20 protein-coding genes are annotated in these 15,231 nt (G+C 63.2%); 2 read left to right on the top strand and 18 right to left on the bottom strand.

Annotation, left to right across the window (positions count from 1 at the left end):
• Window positions 1-4: 4 nt before the first annotated feature.
• Window positions 5-616 (bottom strand): ubiquinol-cytochrome c reductase iron-sulfur subunit, encoded by a 612-nt coding sequence (gene petA, locus PSQ39_RS16900; RefSeq protein ID WP_273928019.1) that lies wholly within the window; start codon window positions 614-616, stop codon window positions 5-7.
• A gap of 223 nt (window positions 617-839) precedes the next feature.
• On the opposite strand from petA, the gene mscL reads away from it, so the two are divergent.
• The gene (gene mscL / locus PSQ39_RS16895; protein ID WP_273928018.1) at window positions 840-1,271 is read left to right on the top strand and encodes a large conductance mechanosensitive channel protein MscL; all 432 of its coding nucleotides are present in this window, start codon (window positions 840-842) and stop codon (window positions 1,269-1,271) included.
• A gap of 51 nt (window positions 1,272-1,322) precedes the next feature.
• Here the strand turns inward: mscL and pdxA are convergent, their stop codons facing one another.
• Both pdxA and PSQ39_RS16885 read right to left on the bottom strand, forming a co-directional pair.
• Window positions 1,323-2,414 (bottom strand): 4-hydroxythreonine-4-phosphate dehydrogenase PdxA, encoded by a 1,092-nt coding sequence (pdxA, locus tag PSQ39_RS16890; protein WP_273928017.1) that lies wholly within the window; start codon window positions 2,412-2,414, stop codon window positions 1,323-1,325.
• A 10-nt stretch (window positions 2,415-2,424) separates the two neighbouring features.
• On the bottom strand, window positions 2,425-3,174 hold the full coding sequence (locus PSQ39_RS16885; RefSeq protein ID WP_273928016.1) for a Nif3-like dinuclear metal center hexameric protein: 750 nt from the start codon (window positions 3,172-3,174) through the stop codon (window positions 2,425-2,427).
• 158 nt (window positions 3,175-3,332) lie between these two features.
• Here PSQ39_RS16885 and PSQ39_RS16880 point away from each other — a divergent pair, with 158 nt between their 5' ends.
• Window positions 3,333-4,481 (top strand): S1C family serine protease, encoded by a 1,149-nt coding sequence (locus PSQ39_RS16880; RefSeq protein WP_273928015.1) that lies wholly within the window; start codon window positions 3,333-3,335, stop codon window positions 4,479-4,481.
• A gap of 53 nt (window positions 4,482-4,534) precedes the next feature.
• Here PSQ39_RS16880 and tatC read toward each other — a convergent pair whose 3' ends face one another.
• The 15 genes from tatC to murA all read right to left on the bottom strand — a co-directional run bounded on the left by tatC (window position 4,535) and on the right by murA (window position 15,217).
• A complete protein-coding gene (tatC, locus tag PSQ39_RS16875; RefSeq protein ID WP_273928014.1) occupies window positions 4,535-5,332 on the bottom strand; it encodes a twin-arginine translocase subunit TatC in 798 nt (265 codons plus the stop codon).
• Window positions 5,333-5,424: 92 nt separating this feature from the next.
• The gene (tatB, locus tag PSQ39_RS16870; RefSeq protein ID WP_273928013.1) at window positions 5,425-5,880 is read right to left on the bottom strand and encodes a Sec-independent protein translocase protein TatB; all 456 of its coding nucleotides are present in this window, start codon (window positions 5,878-5,880) and stop codon (window positions 5,425-5,427) included.
• A 93-nt stretch (window positions 5,881-5,973) separates the two neighbouring features.
• Entirely contained in the window at window positions 5,974-6,231 is a 258-nt protein-coding gene (tatA, locus tag PSQ39_RS16865) for a Sec-independent protein translocase subunit TatA (RefSeq protein WP_273928012.1), read from the bottom strand.
• A gap of 69 nt (window positions 6,232-6,300) precedes the next feature.
• Window positions 6,301-6,660, bottom strand: coding sequence for a histidine triad nucleotide-binding protein (locus tag PSQ39_RS16860; protein WP_273928011.1), 360 nt, complete (start codon window positions 6,658-6,660; stop codon window positions 6,301-6,303).
• Complete coding sequence (locus tag PSQ39_RS16855; protein ID WP_273928010.1) at window positions 6,650-7,030, bottom strand: DUF4870 family protein; 381 nt, start codon at window positions 7,028-7,030, stop codon at window positions 6,650-6,652. The genes PSQ39_RS16860 and PSQ39_RS16855 overlap by 11 nt, the downstream gene beginning before the upstream one ends.
• Window positions 7,031-7,061: 31 nt before the next feature.
• Window positions 7,062-7,430, bottom strand: coding sequence for a phosphoribosyl-ATP diphosphatase (locus PSQ39_RS16850; protein ID WP_273928009.1), 369 nt, complete (start codon window positions 7,428-7,430; stop codon window positions 7,062-7,064).
• Window positions 7,431-7,436: 6 nt separating this feature from the next.
• Window positions 7,437-7,826, bottom strand: coding sequence for a phosphoribosyl-AMP cyclohydrolase (hisI, locus tag PSQ39_RS16845; RefSeq protein WP_273928008.1), 390 nt, complete (start codon window positions 7,824-7,826; stop codon window positions 7,437-7,439).
• Between the two features lie 90 nt (window positions 7,827-7,916).
• Window positions 7,917-8,696, bottom strand: a complete 780-nt coding sequence (gene hisF / locus PSQ39_RS16840) for an imidazole glycerol phosphate synthase subunit HisF (protein WP_273928007.1) — start codon at window positions 8,694-8,696, stop codon at window positions 7,917-7,919.
• Window positions 8,696-9,442: a 1-(5-phosphoribosyl)-5-[(5-phosphoribosylamino)methylideneamino]imidazole-4-carboxamide isomerase gene (hisA, locus tag PSQ39_RS16835; RefSeq protein ID WP_273928006.1), complete on the bottom strand. Its 747-nt coding sequence runs from the start codon at window positions 9,440-9,442 to the stop codon at window positions 8,696-8,698. Before hisA ends, hisF begins: the two co-directional genes overlap by 1 nt.
• A 36-nt stretch (window positions 9,443-9,478) precedes the next feature.
• Window positions 9,479-10,135: an imidazole glycerol phosphate synthase subunit HisH gene (gene hisH / locus PSQ39_RS16830; RefSeq protein ID WP_273928005.1), complete on the bottom strand. Its 657-nt coding sequence runs from the start codon at window positions 10,133-10,135 to the stop codon at window positions 9,479-9,481.
• A 59-nt stretch (window positions 10,136-10,194) separates the two neighbouring features.
• Window positions 10,195-10,824 carry an imidazoleglycerol-phosphate dehydratase HisB gene (hisB, locus tag PSQ39_RS16825; protein ID WP_273928004.1) on the bottom strand — a complete coding sequence of 210 codons (630 nt, stop codon included), beginning with the start codon at window positions 10,822-10,824 and terminating at the stop codon, window positions 10,195-10,197.
• On the bottom strand, window positions 10,821-11,918 hold the full coding sequence (gene hisC, locus PSQ39_RS16820) for a histidinol-phosphate transaminase (protein ID WP_273928003.1): 1,098 nt from the start codon (window positions 11,916-11,918) through the stop codon (window positions 10,821-10,823). Before hisC ends, hisB begins: the two co-directional genes overlap by 4 nt.
• Entirely contained in the window at window positions 11,915-13,234 is a 1,320-nt protein-coding gene (gene hisD, locus PSQ39_RS16815; protein WP_273928002.1) for a histidinol dehydrogenase, read from the bottom strand. Before hisD ends, hisC begins: the two co-directional genes overlap by 4 nt.
• Window positions 13,235-13,262: 28 nt before the next feature.
• Window positions 13,263-13,904: an ATP phosphoribosyltransferase gene (hisG, locus tag PSQ39_RS16810; protein ID WP_273928001.1), complete on the bottom strand. Its 642-nt coding sequence runs from the start codon at window positions 13,902-13,904 to the stop codon at window positions 13,263-13,265.
• Window positions 13,905-13,939: 35 nt separating this feature from the next.
• On the bottom strand, window positions 13,940-15,217 hold the full coding sequence (gene murA / locus PSQ39_RS16805) for a UDP-N-acetylglucosamine 1-carboxyvinyltransferase (RefSeq protein WP_273928000.1): 1,278 nt from the start codon (window positions 15,215-15,217) through the stop codon (window positions 13,940-13,942).
• Window positions 15,218-15,231: the final 14 nt, after the last annotated feature.

Genomic DNA, 15,231 nt, shown 5'->3' with positions numbered 1-15,231 from the left:
TCCCTCAAGCCTTCTTGTCTTCGCCGATGAGCAGGCGGGTATCGGACAGGTACATGTGGGGCGGCACCGGCAGGTTGTCGGGCGCGGGCTTGTTCTTGAACACACGGCCGGCCAAGTCAAAGGTCGAACCGTGGCAAGGGCACAGGAAACCACCCTCCCAGTTGTCGGGCAGCGACGGCTGAGGGCCGGGAGTGAACTTATCCGAAGGCGAGCAACCCAGGTGGGTACAAATGCCCACCACCACCAGCACTTCAGGCTTGATGGAGCGCGCCGTATTGCGCGCGTACTCGGGGGTGTCCTCGAGGTGACGCAGCGAGTTCGGGTCGGCCAGTTGGTCATCGAGCTTGGCCAACTCGGCCACCGTTTCCGGCGTGCGCTTGACGATCCAAACAGGTTTACCACGCCATTCGGCGGTGATTTTTTCGCCTGGCTTGAGCGTGGAAATATCCACCTCCACCGCGGCACCTGCTGCTTTAGCCCTCTCGGAGGGCGTCAAAGTACTCACGAAGGGAACGGCGGTTGCCACGCCGCCCACTGCACCAGCACAGGTCGAAGCAATTAACCACGTCCTCTTGCTGGAGTCGATCCGCTGGGTGTCGACTGGGGTGTCACTCATGGGGTTCCTCGATGAACATCGCTGATTTGGGGTCAACCGGGGATTGTACCGGAGGCTCTCTTGTAAATTCAATGCAAGAGAATCATAGGCGCCGACTTGTGATATGTGCAGAATTACCTAGATTGAGATCACAAAAATTCAATCGGGGTTTGCGCTAGGCCAAGAAGGTGCAAAATTAACACCTCACTGCAATCAGCAACACCCTATAAAGGAAACACACAAGATGAGCGTCATCAAGGAATTTCGCGAATTTGCGATCAAAGGCAATGTCATTGACTTGGCCGTCGGCGTGATCATTGGCGGCGCCTTTGGCAAGATCGTCGACTCGGTTGTGGCCGACCTCATCATGCCTGTCGTGGGTTTGGTGTTTGGTAAGCTCGATTTTTCAAACCTCTACCTTGCGCTAGGTCAAGTCCCGGCCGGGACAGCAGACACCCTTGAGGCCCTGAAAAAAGCCGGCGTACCCGTTTTTGCCTATGGGCACTTCATCACCGTGGCAGTGAATTTCTTGATTCTGGCCTTCATCATTTTCATGATGGTCAAACAAATCAACCGACTGAAGCGCGAAACTCCCGCCGAAGCCGCCCCCGCCCCGGCACCGACCGCCGAGGACATTTTGTTGCTGCGCGAGATTCGTGACAGCCTGAAAAAATAATCCACCAGTGCGCTGCCCTCACGGCGCAAACGCCAGCAGGGCCGCCCCTGCTCAGACGGCGCGCACCATTTGACGCGCCATCTGAATGGCTTCGATCAAACTGGAGGGATCGGCCCGCCCCGTCCCCGCCAGATCGAATGCCGTCCCATGGTCTGGGCTGGTGCGCACCAAGGGCAGCCCCAGGGTCACATTGACCCCCTGCTCGACCCCCAGGTATTTCACAGGGATCAAGCCCTGGTCGTGGTACATGGCCACCACGACATCAAATTCACCCGGATGCTGAGCCGCATCTCGGGCCCGCATGAAGACCGTGTCGGGCGCAATCGGTCCCTGCACCTGCAGGCCCAAGGACCGGGCGGCACGCACCGCAGGCTCGATGATTTCCAATTCCTCGCGACCAAACAACCCGCCCTCGCCTGCGTGCGGATTCAGGCCCGCCACCCCGATGCGTGGGGCCCGTCCCAAACTGCGAACCAGGGCCTCATGGGTGATCCTCAAAGTGTTCAGCACATTGTCGAACGTCACGGCCTCAATGGCCTCACGCAGTGACACATGGATGCTAACCAGCACGGTGCGCAGTTCCGGGTTGGCCAACATCATGCGAACAGGCATCTGAGCCAAGCCAACCCCCGCATGCCGCGCCGCCTCCGCCTGCAGCAGTTCGGTGTGGCCGGGGTAATCGACGCCCGCCGCATGCAAAGCCTCTTTGTGCAAGGGGGCCGTGACCACACCGGCCACCCGCCCCTGCAAGGCAGCACGCGCCGCCCACACCACCGCATCGGCAGCTCGGCGCCCAGCCTCGGCACTCACCTGCCCCCAAGCAGGCAGCGCACCCGAGAAACGACTTTCGGGCGTGGGATCCAGCACGGGAATGCAGCGCGGCGGCAGGTCACCCAGTGCTTCAAGGCCCAGCACCTGAACCACAGGCAAGCCGAGCCGCGACATCGCCCCCATGCAGCACACCGCCTGGACCGCGCGGCGCAGCACGTCCACCTGCCCCACGACCAACACGCCCCGCAGCAGCTCAGGCTGCTGCAGATAGGCCTTGACGATGATTTCAGGGCCGATGCCCGCAGGATCGCCCTGGGTCAGAGCCAATACTTGGCCTGCGGGCAAGGGGTCATTGGAGGCAAATGAAGTCATGGGCGCTCCATCAGGCTGGGTTGTCAATGTCAATGAATTCGTGCGTCAGGCCCAACTGGGCTGCGACCTGGGCCGCCAATGCCGGCGCACCATAGCGCTCGGTGGCATGGTGGCCCGCCGCGATGAAGGCCACCCCCAGTTCACGCGCATAGTGGGCTTGTGGCTCGGAAATCTCCCCGGTGATGAAGGCATCCGCACCGGCAGCGATGGCGCTTTCAAAATACCCTTGTGCCCCCCCTGTGCACCAAGCCACCCGGCGCAAGGGACGCCCATCACCAGGCACCAGCGTGACAGAACGCCCCAGAGCGCCCGCGACATGGTCTGCCAGCCGTTGAGCCGAGGACAGTTCCACCGAGGCTACACAACCCAGATTCTGCTCGCCAAAAAATGCATCGGCGCGCCAACCCAACACCCGTCCCAACTGAGCGTTATTGCCCCATTCGGGATGCGCATCCAAAGGCAGGTGGTAGGCCAGCAAACTGATATCGTGGGTCAACAAGCGCTGCAGACGTTGCTTCATCCAGCCGGTCACCCGACCGTCTTGGCCGCGCCAAAACAGGCCGTGGTGCACCAGGATGGCATCGGCCCCGGCAGCGATGGCGGCGTCGATCAGGGCCAGGCTGGCGGTGACCCCAGACACCAGGTGTCGCACCGTCGGCCGGCCCTCCACCTGCAGGCCGTTGGGGCCATAGTCTTTGAAGCGTTCAGGTTGCAACAGGGCATCGCAAGCCTGCAGCAGGGTTTGACGGTCAGTGCTCATGGGCTTGATTGTCTCAGTTCAGGGGACCCCCCCTGGACTGGCGGCGCCTCGGGGCTCGCGCCCCATAGATCCCGCCATGAGGGACAATAAGCCCTGATCGCGGTCACTTTTCAGCGAACGTGCTCGCCTCTTTCCCTGTCGTTTTTCAAGCGGACCCCATGAAGCGCATCTGGCTGCTGTTTTCCCAATCTGTGACCGTGCTGCTCGCAGCCTATTTCGTCGTGGCAACCCTGCAACCCAGCTGGTTACGCCAAGGCCTGGTGCACTCGCAAGGCGGCATCGCGCTGATTGAAGCCCCAGCCTCGCCTGTGGGCACACCCGCCCCGGGCAGCCTGAGCGGCGCGGCACGCAAGGCCTCGCCAGCGGTGGTCAGCATCAACACCAGCAAGGCGGCACAGCAACCGCGCAGCACCGACCCCTGGTACCAATTCTTTTTTGGCAACCAAGGCCAGCAACAACCCCAGCAAGGCGGCCTGGGCAGCGGCGTGATTGTCAGCCCCACGGGCTACATCCTGACCAACAACCATGTGGTGGAGAACGCCGACGAGATCGAGGTCACACTCAATGACGGGCGCACGGCGACGGCCCAGGTGATCGGAACCGACCCCGACACCGACTTGGCCATCCTCAAGATCGAACTCGAAAGACTGCCCGTCATCGTTTTGGGCAACTCGGACACCCTGCTGGTGGGCGACCAAGTGCTGGCCATTGGCAATCCCTTCGGCGTCGGTCAGACCGTCACCAGCGGCATCGTCAGCGCCTTGGGGCGCAATCAATTGGGCATCAACACCTTTGAGAACTTCATCCAGACCGACGCAGCCATCAACCCAGGCAATTCCGGTGGCGCTCTGGTGGACGTGAATGGCAACCTGCTGGGGATCAATACCGCCATCTACTCGCGCTCCGGCGGCAGCATGGGCATTGGTTTTGCCATCCCCGTGTCGACGGCGCGCCAGGTGCTGGACAGCATCGTGAAGGACGGCCGCGTCACCCGTGGCTGGATTGGCGTCGAGCCCAATGAACTCTCGCCTGAATTGGCAGAAACCTTTGGCATCAAGCCGGTACCGGGTGTGATCATCACCGGGGTGCTGCAAAACGGCCCCGCAGCCCAAGCCGGCATCCGTCCGGGCGATGTGATCGTGCAGGTGGGGGATCAATCGGTGAGCAACGTGCCCGAATTGCTGAACCGGGTCTCCATGCTGGAACCAGGCAAACCCAGCCGTTTTCAGGTGCTGCGCCGGGGTGAGCGGATCAGCACGGAGGTGACCCCAGGCATCCGCCCGAAGGCCCATCCGCAGCGGCGCTGAACAGCGTCGGCCAGACCAGACCGCACAAGGAAGGCCTGGCAACGTGCGGGGAGTCAGGCGCCTGGGGTATCGGCGCTGTTGTCGTCAGTCGGCTTGGTGGTGCTGCGCACAAACGCTTGGGCGGCCAAGATACCCACTTCGTACAAGCCGCCCACCACCCCCAGGAGGATCAGCATCGATCCGGCATCAGGCGGCGTGACCAAGGCGGTGCCCACGGCAGCCGCGACCCAGAAGTAACCCCGGTATTGGCGCAATTGGGCCGTCGTCACGATGCCCATGCGGACCAACAAAATCACCGCCACGGGCACCTCGAAGGCCAGTCCAAAGGCCAGGAACATGCCCAGCACAAAGTTCAAGTACTCCTCAATGTCTGGCGCGGCCGTGATCGACTTCGGCGCAAAGCTCTGGATGAAGGAGAACACCTTGCCAAAGACAAAGAAGTAGCAAAAAGCCACCCCCACCATGAACAGCACCGTGCTCGACACCACCAGCGGCAGCACCAGCTTCTTTTCGTGCGAATACAGCCCTGGCGCCACAAAGGCCCAGACCTGGTAGAGCACAAAGGGCAAGGCGATCAGGAAAGCCGTCATGAACAGGATCTTGATCGGCACCACAAACGGCGACACCACATTGGTCGCGATCAGCGTGGCCCCCTTGGGCAGATAGGCAATCAAAGGCGCCGCCAACAAGTCATACAGCTCGCCTGGGCCTGGGTAGAAGGACAGCAGCAAGGCGACCGCTCCCACCGAGATCAAGGCTTTGACCAGGCGGTCGCGCAGCTCCATCAGGTGCTGCACAAAAGGCTGCTCGGTACCGGCCAGTTCGTCGTCTTGTTTGGGGGAGTCGGACATGTTGGAGGGAAAGATAGGAAAAGAACGTTCAGGCGCAAGCTCTGAAGTGACAGAGAGGTTGCGTCAGAACGAAAAACGGGCCCGCAGCCCGCTCAGTTGAACTTCTGGGGCCGGTAGCGGGCCACACGCGCTGCCCCTGACAAGGCCTTGGTACGCACGCCGTTGCGCGCCTTGTACCACTGCGGGGTCGCGCCACGCTTGAGGCGCCAGTTCTTGCCCGGGTGCCGGTAGCTGGGCAGAGAAGCTTCCACCTGGCTGCTCAAGGCGGCCTCGGTGGTCTCGCTCCAGGACTGCTCGAACTCGCGCGTGGTGGTGTGGATGGAAGACTCCACGTCCCGCGCCGCACTCTCGACGGTGTCCTTCATCTTGCGCAACTCATCCAGGTCCATGGACCGGTTGACCTCCGCCTTGACGTCCGCCACGTAGCGCTGCGCCTTGCCCAGCAAGGTGCCGACCGTGCGGGCCACCCGTGGCAGCTTCTCTGGGCCGATGACGATCAACGCCACCGCGCCGATCAGCGCCATTTTGGAAATGCCAAGGTCAATCATGAAGAGATCCGTCCGCTAGAAAAAAACCACCGACCGGCCACGCTGGTGAGGCTCGGCAGGGGCCCGCCCATTCCAAGGCGGGAATCGCAAGGCTCAGGACTTGGTCTTGGCTTCGACATCGATGGTGGCCTTGTCGGCCACCTTGGCCGCTGCCACCTGGGCAGCGGGGGCTGCTGCAGCAGCGTCAGCAGCAGCGGCTGCCTCAGCCGTGCCACCGTCTTTCATACCGTCCTTGAAGCCCTTGACTGCACCGCCCAGATCAGAGCCGATGTTCTTGAGCTTCTTGGTGCCGAACACCATCACCACGATCAACAGCACGATGAGCCAGTGCCAGATAGAAAACGAACCCATGGATTTCTCCTGAAGAATTAAAAGATTTTAGACGCCGCAAGCCCAGGGGCCCGGCCACTGACCGAAGTATCAGCCCTTGAGCCAAGGCCGTGGACCACCCATGACATGAACATGGAGATGGTGCACTTCCTGCCCGCCCTCGGCGCCGGTGTTGGTGACGATGCGAAACCCGCCCTCAGGGTAAGGCCGGCAGCCCTGCTCCAGCGCCAACTGAGGGGCCAAAGTCATGATTTTGCCCAACAAGCGCGCATGCTCTTCGCCCACCTGGGCCATGGAGGGGATGTGCAGCTTGGGAATGATCAAGAAATGCACTGGCGCCCAGGGAGCGATGTCGTGAAAAGCAAACAGGTCCTCGTCCTCGAACACCTTGCGCGAGGGAATCTGCCCCGCCACGATCTTGCAGAAAATGCAGTTGGCATCAGCCGACATCAGGCCACTCCATGGGTTGTTGACGGTTCATGCGCACCATGCCCAGCACGATGCGGTAGAGAAACCACAAAGAAACAAGCCCCCAGGCCAACATGCCTGGAAGCAGGAAGAAAAGCCAAAGTGGCGCGCTGAGCAGGTAAAACAAGCCCGCCCACAGCACCGTGCGGATGCGCCACTGGCAATGCGTCGCCTGCCATTGACCCTGGGCTTGGCGGCGCGCAATCAAATCAATCACCAGTGCGACCAGCAGCAGCCCCACCGACGCCTGGGCCCCGGGCAACACTGCGCCCAAAGCCACCACCAGGTGCAGCACGTAGCTGACCCAGCCCCAGGCGGTGCTGCCTTCCGAGTCAGGGGTGTCCATGTTCATGGGGCGCGATCAGCAGATTACGAGCCAGGCTTCAGACCTGACCGGCTTCACGGCCTTGCAACTTGCGCAAAGCCTTTTCCTCGATGCCGCTGGTGCCTTCACGGCGCTCCAGCTCAGCGATCACGTCGGCTGGGCTCAGGCCGTAATGGGCCAGGGCAATCATCGAGTGAAACCAAAGATCAGCGACTTCATAGACGATCTTTTGAGGGTCGCCGCCGTGGTCGGCATCTTTCGCCGCCATCACGGTTTCGGTGGCCTCTTCGCCAATTTTCTTCAGAAAAGCGTCAGGCCCCTTGTGCAGCAGCCGCGAGACATAGCTTTTATCGGGGTCACCGCCCTGGGATGGCTTGCGACTTTCAATGACGGCGGCCAGTCGGGCCAAGGAATCGTTGGAGCTCATGGGCACTTATTTGTAGATGGATTCCGGGTCTTTCAAGACCGGGTCGACCGGGCTCCAGCGGCCCTGGTCGTACTGCTGGAAGAAGCAGCTGTGGCGCCCCGTGTGGCAAGCGATGCCAGGCGCATGGCCTTGTTGGGTGACTTTGAGCAGCACCACATCATTGTCACAGTCGAGGCGGATGTCATGCACAGTCTGCACATGACCGGACTCCTCGCCCTTGAACCACAGCTTGTTGCGCGAGCGGCTGAAATACACCGCACGACCCAATTCAGCCGTCTTTTGCAAGGCCTCGCGGTTCATCCACGCAAACATCAGCACATCGTTGCTGCCTTGCTCTTGGGCAATCACAGGCACCAGGCCCTGAGCATCCCACTTGACTTCGTCTAACCAGTTCATCGGGCGATTGTCGGTGATTTGTGTGACCGATCGTGCAGACGGCACCCGCAGGGCTCCAACCCCGAGGACCCGCCCTGCACAAGATCAGGTTCAGCGGCGGACCGGAATGCCTCGCTCAGCCATGCGGGCCTTGGCCTGAGCCACGGTGTACTCACCGTAGTGGAAGATGCTGGCGGCCAGCACCGCGTCAGCGCCGCCTTGCTGCACACCGTCAGCCAAATGATCCAAGTTGCCGACGCCGCCGGAGGCGATCACCGGCACACTGACCGCATCGCTCACCGCACGCGTCAACGACAGGTCAAAGCCCGACTTGGTGCCGTCGCGGTCCATGCTGGTGAGCAAGATCTCACCTGCGCCACGCTGGGCCATCTCGCTGGCCCAGGCCACCGCGTCGAGACCGGTGTTCTTGCGCCCGCCATGGCTGTACACATCCCAGCCCTCACCGCGCGCCAACACCTCGTCGCCATGACGACGTTTGGCATCAATGGCCACCACGATGCACTGGGCACCGTAGCGGGCCGAGGCGTCGCTGATGACTTGGGGATTGGCAATGGCCGCCGAGTTGAAGCTGGTCTTGTCGGCGCCAGCGTTGAGCAGGCGGCGCACATCGTTGACCGTGCGCACCCCGCCTCCCACGGTCAGCGGAATGAACACCTGCGAGGCCACAGCCTCAATGATGTGCAGGATCACATCGCGCCCATCGCTGGTGGCGGTGATGTCCAGGAAGGTCAGCTCGTCAGCGCCCTGCTCGTTGTAGCGGGCCGCGATCTCGACCGGGTCCCCGGCATCGCGCAGTTCGACAAAGTTGACCCCTTTGACGACCCGGCCGCCGGTCACATCCAGGCAGGGAATGATGCGTTTGGCCAGCATCAGAGCTGTCCGTTGAGTTCGTCGGCCCGCGCTTGAGCTGCCGCGAAGTCGAGGTCACCCGAGTAGATGGCGCGACCACAGATCACGCCTTCGACGCCCTCGTCCTCGACGGCGCAGAGTTGCTCGATGTCGGCCATGCTGCCCAGACCGCCCGAAGCGATCACGGGAATGGTCAGGGCCTGGGCCAGCTTGACGGTGGCATCGATGTTGATACCCGAGAGCATGCCATCGCGGCCGATGTCGGTGTAGATGATGGATTCCACACCCCAGTCCTCGAACTTGCGGGCCAGATCCACCACTTCGTGGCCGGTGAGTTTGCTCCAGCCATCGGTGGCGACCTTGCCGTCCTTGGCGTCCAGGCCGACGATGATGTGGCCACCAAAAGCCGTGCAGGCGTCCTTCAGGAAACCCGGGTTCTTGACCGCAGCGGTACCGATGATGACGTAGCGCAGACCGCCGTCGATGTACTTCTCGATGGTGTCCAAGTCGCGGATACCGCCACCAAGCTGCACCGGAATGTCATCACCAACCGCCTTGAGGATGGACTTGATGGCACTGTAGTTTTGCGGCTTGCCGGCAAAGGCGCCATTCAGGTCCACCAGGTGCAGGCGGCGAGCGCCCTTTTTGACCCAGTTGAGCGCCATGGCGGCGGGGTCTTCACCGAAGGTGGTGGCCTGGTCCATGTCGCCTTGTTTGAGGCGAACGCAGTGGCCGTCTTTGAGATCGATCGCAGGAATGAGTTGCATGGTGCCGTGAGCAGCGAAATTGCAGCGGGGAAAAAATCAGGGCTTCCAGTGAAGGAAGTTGCGGAACAGGGCCAGGCCATGGCTGGCGCTCTTTTCCGGGTGGAACTGGGTGGCAAAAATATTATCGCGCGCCACTGCCGCGGTAAAGCGACCGCCATAGTCGGCTTCGCCCACGCTGTGGCGCACATCGGACGGACGCGCATAGAAACTATGCACGAAATAGAAGTAGCTGTCATCGGGCACACCCGCCCACAGGGCGTGCGGCTGGGCTTGACGCACCTGGTTCCAGCCCATTTGCGGTACCTTGAAACGGCTGCCATCGGCCTGCAGGCGCCCAGCCAGGTCGAACTTGACCACCTCGCCGGGCATCAGGCCCAGGCCTGGGGTGTCGCCCTCGGCGCTGTGGTCGAGCAGCATCTGCATGCCCACGCACACGCCAAACAGTGGCTTTTGGGCGGCCGCCTCCAGTACCGACTCCAGCAGGCCGGACTCGCGCAGCTCGCGCATGCAGTCGGGCATGGCGCCTTGGCCGGGCAGCACCACGCGGGTGGCCGCGCGCACGTCTTCCGGTCGGGAGGTGATGATCACCTGCACGCCACTGTCTTGGGCCACAGCCTGGACGGCCTGCGACACCGAGCGCAGGTTGCCCATGCCGTAATCGACCACCGCCACGGTATTTGATGATGAAGTCATCGCGAACAATCTAAACAAAGGCGGGCCTGGGGTGGAGCACCCCAAGACCGGTCAAAGAATCAGAGCGAGCCCTTGGTCGAGGGAATCACCCCCACGGAACGCGGATCCAGCTCAAGCGCCGCGCGCAGGGCGCGCGCAAAAGCCTTGAACACGGTCTCGCATTGGTGGTGGGCGTTCTGCCCCTTCAGGTTGTCGATGTGCAGGGTGACACCCGCGTGGTTGGAGAAGCCCTGAAAAAACTCAAAGGTCAGCTGGGTGTCAAAAGCGCCGATCATGCCGCTGGTGAACGGCACGTTCATGTGCAAACCCGGACGGCCCGAAAAGTCGATCACCACGCGCGACAAGGCCTCGTCCAGCGGCACGTAGGCATGGCCATAACGGCGGATGCCTTTCTTGTCGCCCACTGCGCGAGCAAAGGCCTGGCCCAGGGTGATGCCCACGTCTTCGACCGTGTGGTGGCCGTCGATGTGCAGGTCGCCTTCGCAATGGATGTCGAGGTCGATCAGCCCATGGCGGGCGATTTGGTCGAGCATGTGGTCAAAAAAACCAATGCCCGTGTGCAGCTTCGACAAGCCGCTGCCGTCGAGGTTGATGCGCGCGGTGATGCGCGTCTCCGCCGTGTTGCGGGACACTTCGGCAATGCGCTCGCCCGGGGCGGCGCTGGTGGGAACAAGGGCGGAGGAGGTCATAGGGAAGCCTGGAGCGCGGCCAGCATGCGTGCGTTGTCGTCGGGTGAGCCGACGGTCAAACGCAGGCACTGGGCCAACAAAGAGTGCATTTTAGAAACGTTCTTGATCAAGACACCGCGTGCACGCATGCCGTCAAAGGTTTTCTGGGCATCGGGCACACGCACCAGCACCATGTTGGCGTCGCTGGTCCAGGCCTTCACGCCGGGCAAAGCGGCCAAAGCCGCCAGCAAGTGGCCGCGCTCGGCGCGCAAGGTGGCGGCTTGCTGGTCGAACACGGCGGCGTGCTCAAGCGCGAACAGCGCACATTCGGCGTTGAGCACGCTGATGTTGTAGGGCGGGCGCACCTTGTCGAGCTCGGCGATCAGAGCCTCCGGGCCCATCATGTAGCCCAGGCGGATACCGGCCAGGCCGAACTTGCTGAGCGTGCGCATCAACAGCACATGGCCGTGGCGCTCGGGGTGGGCGCTGATCTCGCTGAGCCAAGTGTGGCTGGCAAAGGGCTGATAGGCCTCGTCCATGACCACCAAACCGCCCTGCTCGCCCACGGCCGCGATCACGCGGCGGATGACATCGGCATCCCACAGGTTGGCGGTCGGGTTGTTCGGGTAGGCCAGGTAGGTGATGGCGGGCCGGTGCTCGGCGATGGCGGCGAGCATGGCGGCCTCGTCCAGCTCAAAATCGGCCGTCAGCGGCACCCCCACGAACTGCAGGCCTTGCAGCTGCGCGCTCATGGCGTACATGACAAAGCCCGGCACAGGTGCCAACACCTTCGCGCCGGGCAGGTCACAGGCCAGCGCCAGCAAGGAGATCAGCTCGTCCGAGCCATTGCCCAGCATCAGGGCCTGGCCAGCGGGCAGGCCAGCATGGGTCGCCAGCGCGCGCTTGAGGTCGTTGATGCGCTCACCGGGGTAACGGTTCACCGCGACACGGCCCAGGCGCTCGCCCAACAGGGCTTGCAACTCGGGCGGCAAACCGAAGGGGTTCTCCATGGCGTCGAGCTTGAGCAGGCCGCTGGCGTCTTGCACCGCATAGGCGTGCATGGACTGCACGTCCTGACGGATCACTTGCAGGGCGGAGGGGGCACTGGTGCTCATCGCTTGAGTCTCATTTCTGCCGCTTGGGCATGGGCCTGCAGGCCTTCACCGTAGGCCAGCTCGGCCGCGATCCGACCCAGGGTCTGGGCACCGGCTTCGCTGACCTCGATCAGGCTGCTGCGTTTTTGGAAGTCGTACACCCCCAGCGGGGAACTGAAGCGGGCGGTGCCGCTGGTGGGCAGCACGTGGTTGGGGCCAGCGCAGTAGTCACCCAGGCTTTCGCTGGTGTACGCGCCCAGGAAGATGGCGCCAGCGTGCTTGAGCAGCGGCTCCCAGCGGTGCGGATCGCGGCTGGAGACCTCCAAGTGCTCTGGGGCAATGCGGTTGCTGATGGCGCAGGCTTCTTCCATGTCGCGGGTCAGGATCAGCGCGCCGCGGTCGCTGAGCGACTTGGCGATGATGGCCGCGCGCGGCATGGTGGGCAGCAGGCGGTCGATTTCGCGCTGCACCGCGTCGATGTAGGCAGCGTCCGGGCACAGCAGGATGCTTTGCGCGAGTTCGTCGTGCTCGGCCTGGCTGAACAGGTCCATGGCCACCCAGTCGGCGGGGGTGCTGCCGTCGGCCAGCACCAGGATTTCACTGGGGCCGGCGATCATGTCGATGCCCACCGTGCCAAACACGCGCTTCTTGGCGCTGGCCACATAGGCATTGCCCGGCCCGGTGATCTTGTCGACCTTGGGCACGGTGGCCGTGCCATAGGCCAGGGCCGCCACGGCCTGCGCGCCCCCGATGGTGAAGGCGCGCGTCACACCTGCCACGTAGGCGGCCGCCAGCACCAGGGCGTTTCTTTCGCCCTTGGGCGTGGGCACGACCATGATGATCTCGCCCACGCCAGCGACGTGAGCCGGGATGGCGTTCATCAACACGCTGGACGGGTAGGCGGCTTTGCCGCCGGGCACGTAAATGCCCACGCGGTCCAGCGGGGTGACCTTTTGGCCCAGCAAGGTGCCGTCCTCGTCGCGGTAGCTCCAGCTTTCGCCCGAGGCTTTTTTCTGCGCCTCGTGGTAGCTGCGCACGCGGCGAGCGGCTTGCTCCAGGGCCTGACGCTGAGCGTCGGGCAAGCTGTCGAAAGCGGCTTTGAGTTCGCTTTGGCTCAACTCCAAAGCGGCCATGTCCTGGGCGTTCAGGCCGTCAAAACGCTGCGTGTACGCCAGCACCGCAGCGTCGCCCCGATGCTGTACATCGGCCAGGATGTCAGCCACGCGCTGCTCGATGGCAGCGTCGGTGTCAGCCGACCAATGCAGTCGGGCCTTGAAGTCGGCCTCGAAAGTGGCGGATTGGGTGGACAGGCGGGCGGGGGCAGCAACCAGGGTCATGGTGGGGAGGGTCTCCGGTCGGGGTAAATCAATCGGCTTTCACCGCGCCGGCAAAGGCGTCGATGATGCGGCGGATGGGCGCTTGCTTGAGCTTGAGTGCGGCTTGGTTGACCACCAGGCGGGAGCTGATGTCCATGATGCGCTCCACCTCCACGAGGTGGTTGGCCTTCAGGGTGCTGCCGGTCGAAACCAAATCGACGATGGCGTCGGCCAGGCCGGTCAACGGGGCCAGCTCCATGCTGCCGTAGAGCTTGATCAGATCGACGTGCACCCCCTTGGTGGCAAAAAAGTCACGTGCAATGGTCGTGTATTTGGTCGCCACGCGCAGGCGCGAGCCCTGCTTGACCACACCCGCGTAGTCGAAGTCCGAGCGCACGGCCACGCTCATGCGGCAGCGCGCGATGTTCAGGTCCAGCGGCTGATACAAGCCTTGGCCACCGTGCTCGATCAAGGTGTCCTTGCCGGTCACGCCGAGGTCGGCACCGCCGTACTGCACGTAGGTGGGCACGTCGGTGGCACGCACCAGCACCACGCGCACATCGGGCTGGTTGGTCGGCAAGATGAGCTTGCGCGATTTTTCGGGGTCTTCGGTGACCTCGATGCCCGCCGCGGCGAGCAGCGGTAGGGTTTCGTCAAAGATGCGGCCTTTGGAAAGGGCGAGGGTGATCATGAAAAGGTCCTTGGTCCTTGCAGTGGCACACCGGCTCAGCGGGTGCGCTCGATGTCGGCGCCCAGGCCGCGCAGTTTGTCTTCCATGCGGTCGTAGCCGCGGTCGAGGTGGTAGATGCGGTCGACCACGGTCTCGCCTTCGGCCACCAGGCCCGCGATCACCAGGCTGGCCGAGGCGCGCAGGTCGGTGGCCATGACGGTCGCGCCCGACAGGCGCGGCACGCCCTCAATGACCGCCACCTTGCCGTCGGTCTGGATGCGCGCCCCCAGGCGGGCCAGCTCATCGACGTGCATGAAGCGGTTTTCAAAAATGGTTTCGGTCACCGTCGACGTCCCGCGCGACACGCTGTTGAGGGCCATGAACTGGGCCTGCATGTCGGTCGGAAACCCCGGGTATTCGGTGGTGCGGAAACTCTGCGCCTTGAAGTGCTCGTAGGCCGGCCCCTTGGCCTGCACACGGATGCCTTCGTCATTGGCTGTGATGCTGGCACCCGCCTCGCGCAGCTTGTCGATCACTGCGTCCAGGTGGTCGGCCCGGCCATGGCGCAGGAAGACGTCACCGCCAGTGGCGGCCACCGCGCACAAAAAGGTGCCGGTCTCGATGCGGTCGGCCACCACCTTGTGATCGCAGCCATGCAGGCGCTCCACCCCCTGGATGCGGATGCGGCTGGTGCCATGGCCCTCGATGCGGGCGCCCATGGCGATCAGCATCTCGGCCAAATCGGGGATTTCGGGCTCTTGAGCAGCGTTTTCCAGCACGGTCTCGCCCTCAGCCAGCGCGGCGGCCATCAGGAAGTTCTCAGTGCCGGTGACGGTGACCATGTCCGTGGTGATGCGAGCGCCCTTCAAACGGGTGCGGCCGGCTGGCAAGCTGGCCAACATGTAGCCGTGCTCGACCGTGATCTCGGCGCCCATGGCTTGCAGGCCTTTGATGTGCTGATCCACGGGGCGCGAACCAATGCCGCAGCCCCCCGGCAAAGACACGCGGGCATGGCCGAAACGGGCGACCAACGGCCCCAAGGCCAGCACCGACGCACGCATGGTCTTGACCAACTCGTAAGGGGCCTCGGGCAAGGTCAGAGTGCTGGCGTCCAGGCGAACGTCGCCGTCAGCGCCACGCTCGGCCGTCACGCCCATGTGACGCAGGAGCTTGAGCATGGTGACCACGTCCTGCAGACCAGGAACGTTGCGCAGCGTGATGGGCTCATCGCTCAGCAAGGCGGCGCACAGCTCGGGCAAGGCTGCGTTCTTGGCGCCGGAAATAAGGGCTTCGCCGTTGAGGGGGCGACCGCCACGGATGAGGAGTTTGTCCATCGGGGAAAAATCAG

Source organism: Curvibacter microcysteis (assembly GCF_028649455.1).
Taxonomy (GTDB): domain Bacteria; phylum Pseudomonadota; class Gammaproteobacteria; order Burkholderiales; family Burkholderiaceae_C; genus Curvibacter; species Curvibacter microcysteis.
Note: the sequence above shows the minus strand (reverse complement) of the source record. Positions and strands in the feature narration are given on the sequence as shown.